At 45.4% G+C, this 11,231-nt stretch carries 11 protein-coding genes; 4 read left to right on the top strand and 7 right to left on the bottom strand.

All coding sequences use genetic code 11. From position 1 onward, the window contains the following. The first annotated feature begins 8 nt into the window (after positions 1-8). The 3 genes from nirD to L865_RS0116095 all read left to right on the top strand — a co-directional run bounded on the left by nirD (position 9) and on the right by L865_RS0116095 (position 3,691). Positions 9-341, top strand: coding sequence for a nitrite reductase small subunit NirD (nirD, locus tag L865_RS0116105; protein WP_028774181.1), 333 nt, complete (start codon positions 9-11; stop codon positions 339-341). Between the two features lie 122 nt (positions 342-463). Next, on the top strand, positions 464-1,939 hold the full coding sequence (locus tag L865_RS0116100) for a NarK family nitrate/nitrite MFS transporter (protein ID WP_028774180.1): 1,476 nt from the start codon (positions 464-466) through the stop codon (positions 1,937-1,939). Positions 1,940-1,951: 12 nt separating this feature from the next. Then, the gene (locus tag L865_RS0116095) at positions 1,952-3,691 is read left to right on the top strand and encodes a bifunctional protein-serine/threonine kinase/phosphatase (RefSeq protein ID WP_028774179.1); all 1,740 of its coding nucleotides are present in this window, start codon (positions 1,952-1,954) and stop codon (positions 3,689-3,691) included. Here the strand turns inward: L865_RS0116095 and pstB are convergent. The 7 genes from pstB to L865_RS0116060 all read right to left on the bottom strand — a co-directional run bounded on the left by pstB (position 3,688) and on the right by L865_RS0116060 (position 9,276). Beyond that, a complete protein-coding gene (gene pstB, locus L865_RS0116090) occupies positions 3,688-4,437 on the bottom strand; it encodes a phosphate ABC transporter ATP-binding protein PstB (RefSeq protein WP_028774178.1) in 750 nt (249 codons plus the stop codon). The two genes, L865_RS0116095 and pstB, sit on opposite strands and share 4 nt — an antisense overlap. Before the next feature lie 11 nt (positions 4,438-4,448). Then, entirely contained in the window at positions 4,449-5,297 is an 849-nt protein-coding gene (pstA, locus tag L865_RS0116085; protein ID WP_037471380.1) for a phosphate ABC transporter permease PstA, read from the bottom strand. Between the two features lie 2 nt (positions 5,298-5,299). Next, the gene (pstC, locus tag L865_RS0116080) at positions 5,300-6,202 is read right to left on the bottom strand and encodes a phosphate ABC transporter permease subunit PstC (protein WP_028774176.1); all 903 of its coding nucleotides are present in this window, start codon (positions 6,200-6,202) and stop codon (positions 5,300-5,302) included. Positions 6,203-6,284: 82 nt separating this feature from the next. Beyond that, positions 6,285-7,094, bottom strand: coding sequence for a phosphate ABC transporter substrate-binding protein (locus L865_RS0116075; RefSeq protein WP_028774175.1), 810 nt, complete (start codon positions 7,092-7,094; stop codon positions 6,285-6,287). Positions 7,095-7,547: 453 nt separating this feature from the next. Further along, positions 7,548-7,745 (bottom strand): DUF2061 domain-containing protein, encoded by a 198-nt coding sequence (locus tag L865_RS0116070; protein ID WP_028774174.1) that lies wholly within the window; start codon positions 7,743-7,745, stop codon positions 7,548-7,550. A 181-nt stretch (positions 7,746-7,926) separates the two neighbouring features. Further along, positions 7,927-8,829 (bottom strand): 1,4-dihydroxy-2-naphthoyl-CoA synthase, encoded by a 903-nt coding sequence (locus L865_RS0116065; RefSeq protein WP_028774173.1) that lies wholly within the window; start codon positions 8,827-8,829, stop codon positions 7,927-7,929. A gap of 93 nt (positions 8,830-8,922) precedes the next feature. Beyond that, positions 8,923-9,276: a hypothetical protein gene (locus L865_RS0116060; RefSeq protein ID WP_028774172.1), complete on the bottom strand. Its 354-nt coding sequence runs from the start codon at positions 9,274-9,276 to the stop codon at positions 8,923-8,925. Positions 9,277-9,370: 94 nt separating this feature from the next. Between L865_RS0116060 and ccoG the strand changes: the two genes are divergently transcribed. Further along, complete coding sequence (gene ccoG / locus L865_RS0116055) at positions 9,371-10,798, top strand: cytochrome c oxidase accessory protein CcoG (protein ID WP_028774171.1); 1,428 nt, start codon at positions 9,371-9,373, stop codon at positions 10,796-10,798. Positions 10,799-11,231 lie beyond the last annotated feature (433 nt).

Genomic DNA, 11,231 nt, shown 5'->3' with positions numbered 1-11,231 from the left:
GAGGCGATATGAGTAATTGGATTGATGTGTGTCATCGCAATGACGTGGTAGCCGGAACAGGTGTGTGTGCGTTAGTAGACAACGAGCAAGTGGCGATATTTCGCTGCCGTAGCACCGATGAGCTCTATGCCGTATCTAACTACGACCCCATCGGCCAAGCCAATGTGCTATCGCGGGGCATTATGGGGTGCGTTGCCGGACAAGTGGTTGTCGCGTCGCCACTTTATAAACAGCATTTTTGTTTAGATACCGGCAGTTGTTTGCAATTACCGCAATACAAACTGAAAACCTACCCTGTGCGGTACGCAGGTGAACAGATACAGCTGCTAAGCGCAGCCTAGATTGATGTGGGTTGCCTACTGGCAGCCCTAGTTAACCCTTTTATTAATTTAATGCTGCTACGCAAGCGGCCTAGCTTCTTGCGGCCTATTGAGTAGGTAACTTGGCATCTAACGGAGAACTTATGAGCACGGATAACCGCTTTAACCTGCTGTCATTCAGTGGAAAAATGAAGGTGTTACACCTTAGCTGGATGGCTTTCTTCATCACTTTTGTGGTGTGGTTTAACTTTGCACCTTTGCTGCAATCGGTCAAAGAGACCTTAGGCTTAACAACGGCAGAAATAAAAACCCTGTTGATCCTTAACGTCGCTTTTACTATTCCGGCGCGGGTGATCATCGGCATGCTAACTGACCGGTTTGGTCCACGTGTTGTGTATTCGGCATTATTGGCCATCTGTTCCTTACCCTGTTTTGCTTTTGCACTGGCCGACACCTTTACCCAAGCTGCTATAGCTCGTTTCTTACTGGGCTTTATTGGTGCGGGTTTTGTCATTGGTATTCGTCTGGTTTCAGAGTGGTTTCCCCACAACCAGCTAGGTACTGCTGAGGGTATATACGGGGGCTGGGGTAACTTCGGTTCTGCGGCAGCCGCTTTTACACTGCCCACTGTAGCCTTGATGTTTGGCGGTGATGATGGCTGGCGCTATGCGATGGCGATTACCGGTCTAGTGAGCCTAGTGTTCTCGTTTGTGTTTTATGCCAATGTTGAAGATACCCTTAAAGGCGCGACCTATTTCAAGCCTAAAAACTTAACTGCAATGGAAGTCACTTCTAAAGGTGATTTTTACCTATTGTTACTGATGAAATTACCAATGTACGGCGCTTTGGCATTGTTAGCATGGAAGCTGTCTCCGAGTGGCGTTTCGATGCTTAGTGAGATGGCAGTTAACTTCATCTACCTTGGCTTAGCCTTACTTTATTTGTACGAAGTGTCACAAGTGTGGAAAGTGAATAAGTACATCTTTACCCAGCCGGTGCCTGAAGTTCATCGTTACAAGTTTAAGCAGGTTGCGGTACTTAATGTGTTGTACTTTGCCACGTTTGGTTCAGAGCTGGCAGTGGTGTCGATGTTACCGTTGTTTTTCGCCGAAACCTTTACCTTATCGCCTGTGTTAGCCGGTATGGTCGCGTCGGCCTATGCCTTTATGAACCTCATGTCTCGTCCTGGCGGTGGTTGGATTTCTGATAAATTTGGTCGTAAGCCGACGCTATTGATTCTCACAGCAGGATTGGCGGCAGGTTATTTCTTGATGGGACAAGTTAACAGTGAATGGCCTGTTTGGGTCGCAGTCGCTGCAGCAATGGTGTGTTCATTCTTCGTGCAATCTGGAGAGGGCGCGGTGTTTGCCACGGTACCATTAATTAAACGCCGTATGACTGGGCAAATTGCTGGCATGACAGGTGCTTACGGTAACGTGGGAGCGGTATGTTACCTAACGGTGTTGTCATTTGTCGACTACAGTACTTTCTTCTATGTGATTTCAGCGACCGCTGTACTTGGCTTTATTATCTTACTGTTTATGGAAGAGCCTAAAGGTCAAATTGCAGAAGTGAATGAAGATGGTAGTGTTGAACTGATTCAAGTTTCACATCACTAGTGAAGGTTAATGATGACGCAAAAGCAGCCGAGTTTAGTCAGTGAAAATCAGCTAGATGTCAGTTTTGGTGGCTGCTCTCGTGCCGGTGTACGTGAGCACAACCAGGATGCTTTTGCGGCTCATAAACCCACCCGTGTTGCGCAGCTTAATCATAAAGGCGCCAGTGCTTGTATTGCCGATGGTGTCAGCTGCAGTCAGCATGGCCAGCAAGCAAGCCAAACTTGTGTTACCCAATTTATTGAAGACTATTATGCAACGCCAGATACTTGGGGAGTTAAGCAGGCGGTATCGCGAGTGTTAAGCTCGCTCAACCGTTGGCTGTATCATCATTCTCAACAATCACAGTTACGTCATAATGGCTTCGTATCAACGTTTAGTGCTGTGGTATTCAAGTCGGCCACAGCACATTTTTTACATGTAGGCGATTCGCGAATATATCGTTATCGCCAGGGTAAGTTGTTGCAAATAACCAAAGACCATTGCCGCCAGGGATTGGGTGATAAAGGTTTTCTTACCCGAGCGCTGGGGATTGATAGTCAAGTTGAGGTCGACTATCAAACCCATGAGCTGCAGCGTGATGATATTTACCTGTTAAGTACCGATGGTGTACATGATTGGCTATCTAATACTCAGCTTGGTGAGTTATTGTCGCAACAAACCGATCTTGAACAGTGCGCCAACGACATTGTTGCGCAAGCGGCCATGGCCGGCAGCAATGACAACCTTAGTTGCCTATTGGTTAAAGTTAATACGCTACCTTATGCAGACATTAGCGAGCTAAATCAGCAACTGTTACATCGAGTTATTCCGCCTGTTCTGGAGCAGGGACAAAGTATCGATCAATGGCGGGTTGAAAAAATACTCTACAGCGGCAGTCGAAGTCATATTTATGCGGTTAAATCTCCGCGGTATCAACAAACCTATTTGATGAAAGTGCCGTCACTCAGTTATCAAGATGATCTTGATTATCGCAAAGCATTTATTCGCGAGCAGTGGATTGGTGAGCGAACCAGTTCACCTTTGCTAATGCGTATTTATCCGCAAGAATCTCGTTTTCTTTATCATTTATGTCAGTTTGTGCCTGGTATTACCTTGCGGCAATGGATGTTTGACCACCCTAAACCCACGTTAACTGAAGTTAGAAACGTCTTTTCTGCGATGGCGGCAGCCGTGCGAGCCTTGCAGCGAATTGGGGTCACTCATCGGGATCTGAAACCAGAAAACATGATGCTGACGCCCAGCGGCGAGATCGTGTTGCTTGATTATGGTGCAGCCGATGCGCAAGGGCTTGCAGATAGTGAATCTCCGGCAGATGCTATTCCACTGGGTGATTTAGGCTATATTGCACCTGAGTACATTGATGGCCGTGCCGATCACCAGTCAGATATTTTCTCTATGGGGGTGATACTGTATGAAATGCTTAGTGGTGAGCGGCCATTTAAAAAGCGCAGTGTGACTTACCAATCCAGTCGCCAAGCCTATGACTGGCAATATCAACCGCTCAGCAGACATCGTCAAGATGTCCCTTTTTGGGTTGATCAGGTTATCAAGCGGGCTTGTCATCCAGACAATAGAGAGCGGTATACCAGTATGTCAGAGCTGGTGGCTGATCTGTCGACGCCAAATCAAGCGGTACTGACAGAAACAGAAAACGCACCATTGCTGGTGCGTGATCCGGTTCGTTTTTGGCAGGGCGTTAGTGGCATCCTATTGGTGATAGTGATACTACAACTGCTTATAGCGTTTAGTTAACCAAACTCACCACTGACATAACCTTGCGTGCGCTGATCTTGTGGTTGATTGAATATTTGTGTGGTTTCACCATGTTCTACAAGCTCTCCCATCCAGAAAAATGCTGTCTTATCTGAAATACGCTTCGCCTGATTCATTGAGTGAGTCACAATAACAATAGTGAACTTCTTACGCAGTTCATCCATTAGATCTTCAATCTTATGGGTCGCAATGGGATCCAACGCGCTTGTAGGCTCATCCATCAAGATGACTTCTGGCTTCATGGCGATGGTACGTGCGATACATAAACGTTGTTGTTGACCACCAGATAGGCCTTGGCCCGGTGCATCAAGGCGGTCTTTAACTTCATCCCATAATGCGGCGCTGCGTAGAGATTCTTCAACGGCGGCGTCGAGCACTTTTTTATCTTTGATCCCTTGTGCTTTCAGGCCGAAAGCAACATTTTCATAGATGCTCATTGGAAATGGGTTTGGTTTTTGAAACACCATGCCAACCCGCATCCGTAGTTGCTTCACATCGACGTCACGATAGATATCGTCACCTTCAAAGGCCACTTCACCGGTAATTTTCACGCCTTCAACTAGGTCGTTCATGCGGTTCAGTGTACGCAATAGCGTCGACTTACCACACCCAGAAGGGCCAATTAAAGCAGTGACCTGTTTGGCTGGGATAGGCAAAGAGATATCTTTTAGGGCGTGGTTGTCACCATAAAAAAGATTGAGATTATTAACGGCTAATTTATTCATGGTTACTGACCTTAATGAGAGGCTTTGTTAAATTTACTGGCAATGAATTTCGTTGCCATGTTGAGCACTAGCACTAACACAATCAATACAGTTGCAGTTGCGTAGGCTTGATCCCATTCATATTGGGTAAATAGCTCTTGTGTAAGTTTGTATAGGTGGACCGTTAGGGTTCGACCTGATTCCAGTACCGATTCTGGTATTTGGGTCACCATACCTGCAGTTAAGAATACTGGGGCAGATTCACCAATCACTCGCCCGGTACTTAAGATGACGGACGTTACGATGCCAGGCATGGCGCTGGGTAAAATTAGACGCCAAATGGTATAGATTTTTGAGGCGCCAAGTGCATAACCACCTTCACGGTAGCTCAGTGGTACTGCAAGCAGGGCTTCTTCGGTGGTACGGATAAGTACAGGTAATATCAACATGGCTAGGGTTAACGAGCCTGACAATATTGAAAAGCCCAATCCCAAGGTAGTGACGAAGAAAGTCATACCAAATAAGCCATAGACGATAGATGGAATACCCGCTAATGACTCAATGCAGAAGCGAATCATCTTTACAACGCTGCTGCCAGGCTTGGCGTACTCGGTCAGGTAGATGGCGGTCATGATGCCAATAGGTGCAGCAATTGCCAGCGACAACAGTACCATGTACACAGTCGATACAATCATCGCCCAAATACCTGAAGCTTCACCAATACGTGTATAGGCACCAGTAATAAAGTCCCAAGTCACATGGGCTAGGCCATTACTTAAAATATGCCAGACAACCCACAGCAAAAACATAATCGTTGTTGCGGCAGCGCCCCAGATGGCGACAAGCATTAGCCTGTCTTGATTATCTCTAGTTAATCTCATGATTATGCTCGTGTTCTGTTCACATACAGTAGGCTAGCATTCAGCAATACAATGAAAGCCAGTAACACTATGCCAGTAGAATAAAGCGCGCTTGCGTGAATGCCCGTTGCGTAGGCCATTTCCATTGCAATATTGGCGGTTAAGGTACGTGCCGGTTCAAGTAGTGACCCAGGCATAGCTGGCGCGTTACCCATTACCATAATAATGGCCATGGTTTCACCAATGGCGCGGGCAATACCCAGCGCAACACCTGTTAAAATACCGCTTTTCGCTGCCGGAACCAGTACCTTAAAAATACTGTAAATATGCGATGCACCCAGTGCTAACGCGCCTTCTTTGTAAGTGGCCGGTAGTGCGCGAATGGAAGTTTCTGAAATCGTAATTACGGTTGGCAAAATCATAATTGCCAATACGATGATACCCGCCAGTACTGTGTTACCAGCGGGGATATTAAATAGTGTCTCGATGGCGGGTACGATAATGACCAAGCCAAAGAAGCCATAGACAACAGAGGGAATGCCTGCAAGTAGTTCTACGGCAGGTCTAACAATATTTGCCAACCACTTTGGGGCCAGCTCTGCAAGGAACACTGCTGTTAATATAGCAATGGGCACACCAATCATAACCGCACCTAAGGTCGATATGAGTGATGCAACAATCATCGGGAAGATGCCGTATAGTGCTGGTGGTAGCCACTCGCGTCCGGTGATTAAATTAACGACGCCTGCTTCTGAAAATGCAGGTAAACCTTCTTGAAAAACAAACCAACCGATTGTGGCGACCGAGATCACCCCAACCATCGCGCTACATAGGAATAACGCATGAAAAGCCATGCCGATAGGGTCAAAGCTTTTATTGGGTTTAATTTTAATATTTGCTGTGCGGATCTTTGTTGCCGTATCCATCACTGTGCCTCAATGTCTTACCGATTATAAAAAGTGCAAAACGGCAGTGATGGAGCAATCACTGCCGTTCTGGAAAAGCCTATTACTGAACGCGAATGTAGCCTTCAGCTGCGACAATGCTTTGACCGTCGTTAGACATGATGTAGTCGATGAATTGCTTGGCACTGTCTGGTGCTGACTTATCCATTAATACAATAAATGGACGTGCAATTTTATAGTCACCGGCTGCAATGTTGGTATCGCTTGCTGCAACACCGTCTACATCGATGGCGCGCAGTGAATCATCAACACTACCTAGTGAGATATAGCCAATAGCGTAAGGGTTGTTAGCTACGATAGTTTTGATCATGCCGTTACCGTTACCCACTTGTGCCGTAGGTGAAATTGCTGTCACTTTATGGCCGTTTACAGTGCGTTGTAGCTTCATAATCTCTTCAAATGCACCGCGAGTACCAGAACCTGCTTCACGAGTTACTACAACGATAGGGCGTGCTTCACCGCCTACTTCGCTCCAGTTTTTAATCTCACCACGGTAAATCTTGGCGATTTGTTCTTGAGTTAGGTTCTTAACTGGGTTGGCATTGTTAACTGCTGCTGCAATACCATCACGAGCGATGACGACTTCTTTGATATCGCTAGTGAGTTCGTTATCTTTTACATTACGTGATGACATACCAAGCATGCTGGTGCCATCTTTAGCTGCGCGGATGCCTGCTGATGAGCCAGTGCTTTGCACTTCCACATTCTTGTTGGCGCTGTTTTGATAATTTTCAGCTAATACTTCCATCACATGTGCTACAGAAGTTGAGCCAGATACTGTTACAGTGCTTGCTTGTACAAGCGGGGTTGCCATTAAACCAACAGCTGTAAGTAAACCAATTACTTTCTTCATTACAAGTTCCACTTAAAATGGTTATAGAGGGTGTTATCTGCTTCAACAATTTGAAAGCCAGCGCATTAAGACAGATGAATATGACAGTTTGGTTACGATGGTTTTTTGTTGTCGCGTGACTAGTGTGATGAAGTTAGCGCAAAAGATTTACAGGATGTGGATAACTCAAAAAGGTGGAGTTTCTGCTAGAAATGCAAGTAAAGATTTCTTAAAACAAGTCGGATAGCCGCTGATATAAGTACAATAGCGACTTATTGGCTAATGCTGTTTAATGGGTTTAGGTGTTTGGCGATGCAGTTCATTTCAAATTAATCTTCACTTAAGCTCACGCGTTGGTGGGCTGTGAATAAGTCAGTTTATTATTGTGAAAGCAAACCTTTTATGAACCTTTTATGACATAAGTGTGGTTGATTGTTTTTTGAACACTTATGTGCAGCAAGCACAAGCACACATTTAGGCGGCTAACGGCTTTAGTTTTTGTTTGTTCTCAAACCGCTTCCATACTTTTTCATGGAAATAGAATACAACGGTATTGATAGCGGGCTCAATTAGCGCCACTGCACCGCCGATCACAACGCTACCAGTTAATAAATAAGTGATGGTGAATGCAACACCGAAATGTAATATAGCAAAGGTAAGTGTTTTAGCCATGACCGTTATCTCCTAATGAATATGCTGCAAATGATAATCATTATCATTTGGGTTGTAAATAGGCAAAGACTAATAGCGTGCCGATAGCATTAATAGATAGATTCGATTGGCTCAGGTCGATGAAATAAATACGCCTGCATTGGCAGGCGTATTTGACTTTCTATGGTGGCGAACTAATGGCTTAGTAGTGCCAAGGGAATTTTCCAAAGTCTTGATCGCGCTTCTCTAGAAATGCATCCCGACCTTCCTGGGCTTCATCGGTGCCATAAGCTAGTCGAGTCGCTTCGCCGGCAAACAGTTGTTGTCCGACTAAACCATCATCAGGCAAATTAAAGCCATATTTGAGCATACGCATCGCGGTAGGTGACTTGCTATTAATCTCTTTTGCCCAAGCAAGCGCTTCAGTTTCTAGATCAGCATGAGGAATGGCACGATTAACCATACCCATATCAAATGCTTCTTCAGCACTGTAATTAAAGCCAAGGAAGAAAATCTCGCGAGCGCGTTTTTGACCGATCATCTTAGCTAAGTAAGCACTGCCATAGCCAGAGTCGAAACTACCTACATCTGGATCGGTTTGCTTAAATACCGCATGCTCCTTTGAGGCAAGAGTCAAATCACACACTACATGTAAGCTATGACCTCCACCCACTGCCCAGCCAGGTACTACCGCAATCACGACTTTGGGCATAAAGCGGATCAGACGTTGTACTTCCAAAATATGTAATCGGCCCATACGCGCGATATCAGGCTTACCCGCTTCTTCAGCTTCATATTTATAGCCATCTTTACCGCGAATGCGTTGATCGCCGCCGGCACAGAATGAATGTTGCCCCTTTGCCGAAGGACCATTACCGGTTAACAGCACACAACCTACATCCGACCATTGCCTTGCATGATCTAATGCTGTGTACAACTCATCAACGGTTTTGGGACGAAAGGAGTTGGGGCAGTCAGGGCGGTTAATGGCGATACGTACCGTGCCCTGATCTTTGGCTCTATGATAAGTGATATCTTCAAAATCAAATTCAGATACTTGTTCCCATAAAGTAGGATCAAATATATCGGAAACCTGCTGAGTCATAGTCTAGCCCTTAACATGATTATCAAAACATAATCTGCAAAGGCTAGGCTTATTCTCTACTTAGGTCAATTGTCTCAACTAAAAGCAGTGCGCTTAGTTGATTTTATCGCAAATAAAACGCTGATTATCTCGGCTGAGATCATCGTGCCTTGGGGCTTTGCTACCACAAAAGCTCTGCTTGTACTCAGCGACACTTTGCTCTGAAGCGAGAATGGCATCTAATACAACAAGCTCTGCATTAGATAAACGATCACTAATTTCATCCTTGAGGTTGTTAATGCGATTGTCGACTTTGATGATTTGTGTTCCTGTCATCGCATGGATTTTGGTTTCGATTTGACTCAATAAGGCTTCTGTCTGCGCGATGGGCTTGTCGAGCTCATTGGTTTCGGTTGCCAGGTAATAGAGCACGCCTACTCCGATAGCTAAAATAATCCAGCCTTTCATGTGATCTAACCCCAGTTTTTGGTGAACAAAATGTGATATATGTGAGTATAATAAGCTAGTTTTTATGCATTATTAAAGCTGTAAGGCTATAAAGATGACCTCAAATTCTTCCAAGAAAGACTTTTCCAAGGCCGAACGGATTAAGATTCACCAGCCTGATGCGAGTAAGGCAGATAGATTTAACCCGCGAAACCGAATATATGTACGTGCGATAGAGGGTGTGTGGACTCAACTAAGAAGACGCTTAGGTTGGGTTGCGATGTTGTTCTTTCTTATCTTACCTTGGATCCCCTGGGGAGACCGTCAAGCGGTATGGTTTAACCTTGGTGAGCAGAAGTTTCATATTTTTGCGTTGACCATTTGGCCTCAAGATCTAACTTTACTCGCTGCACTATTAATGGTGGCCGCATTTGGGCTCTTTTTTGTCACCACCTATTTAGGTCGGGTGTGGTGTGGCTATACCTGTCCCCAAACCGTATGGACCTTTATCTTTATTTGGTTTGAAGAGAAACTCGAAGGTGCGCGTAATAAACGGATAAAGCTAGACCAGATGCCATGGAGTTTTAATAAGTTATGGCGCAAAACTGCAAAGCACGCGGCCTGGATAGCCATCTCTTTGTTAACCGCCATGACCTTTGTGTCGTATTTCGTGCCCACTTCTGAAGTTTATCGAGACGTGTTCACCCTCAATGCCAGTGGTGGTATCTATTTCTGGGTGGTGCTGTTTACTTTTGCTACTTACGGTAACGCGGGATGGATGCGAGAAATTATGTGCATCCATATGTGCCCCTATGCACGTTTCCAAGCTGCGATGTTTGATAAGAACACCTTTATTGTGGGCTACGACGCCAAACGCGGAGAAACCCGCGGGCCACGTTCACGTAAAGCCGATCCTAAAGCCCTTGGTCTCGGTGACTGTATCGACTGCGACTTATGTGTTCAGGTGTGTCCAACGGGTATCGATATTCGTAACGGCTTACAATATGAATGTATTAACTGTGGTGCTTGTATTGACGCATGTGATACCACGATGCAGCGTATGGGGTATGACAAAGGCTTGATTGCTTATACTACCGAGAACAAACTCGACGGTATCAAGCAGAAAGTACTGCGTCCTAAGTTAGTGGGCTATGGCGCAGTGCTAGCAGCCATGATCACTATCTTTATCTATGCCAGCGCAACAATCGCTCCGGTGCGTATTGATGTGATTCGTGACCGTAATGAATTGTTCCGTGAAAATAACCAAGGTTTGGTAGAGAACACCTTTACGTTAAAGCTGCTCAACAAGACCGAGCAGACTCACCAATATAAGTTGACGATTGAGGGGTTACCTAACTATGAATGGTATGGCCCGCAACAAGTCACTATGAAAGGTGGCGAGATTCTAACGTTACCTATTAGTGTTGCGGTCGACCCATACGAACTGTCTCGGTCGATGCTGAAAGTTAACTTCAAAGTATCGACTACAACGGATGGTAAAACGATAGAAGCGACCCAAGAGTCACGTTTCTTCAGCCAGTAGTGCATTGGTATCAGCGCGCAAAGCGCTAAAAAAGGGGCTTTTAGCCCCTTTTTTGTGCGTATCGTCTGATAAATGGCCGCTCGGTAATAAAAATGTCATTTTCTTTCAAAAAGCACTTGCGTAAAAAGTTCAGCTCCCTATAATGCGCTCCCACTGACACGGCAAACAGCGCTGCATAGCGATGTACAGACGAGTCAGGGCAGCAAGTGAGATGAGGTTTTTAGCTGTGACTTAACGCACTGATGTGCAGTAAGTAACCACTTAAAAAACTTTTTAAAAAATCACTTGACGCCAACCAAGGAAAGCGTAGAATACGCAGCCCTAGCCCGCTGGACTCCAGTATGAGGCGAACGTTCTTTAACAAGATGAAACAAGAAATCTGTGTGGACACTCACAGGTGTTGAGTTATTCGAAATTACCATTCTTTATTCGT

Origin of the sequence: Shewanella waksmanii ATCC BAA-643 (assembly GCF_000518805.1) — a bacterium.
GTDB lineage: Bacteria > Pseudomonadota > Gammaproteobacteria > Enterobacterales > Shewanellaceae > Shewanella > Shewanella waksmanii.
The sequence above is the reverse complement of the archived record's forward strand: the minus strand, read 5'-3'. Positions and strand labels throughout refer to the sequence as shown.

Excerpts from the sequence above, each read along its gene's own strand:
- L865_RS0116095 (WP_028774179.1), top strand. The coding sequence starts at position 1,952 with ATGACGCAAAAGCAGCCGAGTTTAGTCAGTGAAAATCAGCTAGATGTC.
- ccoG (WP_028774171.1), top strand. The coding sequence starts at position 9,371 with ATGACCTCAAATTCTTCCAAGAAAGACTTTTCCAAGGCCGAACGGATT.
- L865_RS0116060 (WP_028774172.1), bottom strand. The coding sequence starts at position 9,276 with ATGAAAGGCTGGATTATTTTAGCTATCGGAGTAGGCGTGCTCTATTAC.
- L865_RS0116065 (WP_028774173.1), bottom strand. The coding sequence starts at position 8,829 with ATGACTCAGCAGGTTTCCGATATATTTGATCCTACTTTATGGGAACAA.
- pstC (WP_028774176.1), bottom strand. The coding sequence starts at position 6,202 with ATGGATACGGCAACAAAGATCCGCACAGCAAATATTAAAATTAAACCC.
- nirD (WP_028774181.1), top strand. The coding sequence starts at position 9 with ATGAGTAATTGGATTGATGTGTGTCATCGCAATGACGTGGTAGCCGGA.
- L865_RS0116075 (WP_028774175.1), bottom strand. The coding sequence starts at position 7,094 with ATGAAGAAAGTAATTGGTTTACTTACAGCTGTTGGTTTAATGGCAACC.
- pstA (WP_037471380.1), bottom strand. The coding sequence starts at position 5,297 with ATGAGATTAACTAGAGATAATCAAGACAGGCTAATGCTTGTCGCCATC.
- L865_RS0116100 (WP_028774180.1), top strand. The coding sequence starts at position 464 with ATGAGCACGGATAACCGCTTTAACCTGCTGTCATTCAGTGGAAAAATG.
- L865_RS0116070 (WP_028774174.1), bottom strand. The coding sequence starts at position 7,745 with ATGGCTAAAACACTTACCTTTGCTATATTACATTTCGGTGTTGCATTC.
- pstB (WP_028774178.1), bottom strand. The coding sequence starts at position 4,437 with ATGAATAAATTAGCCGTTAATAATCTCAATCTTTTTTATGGTGACAAC.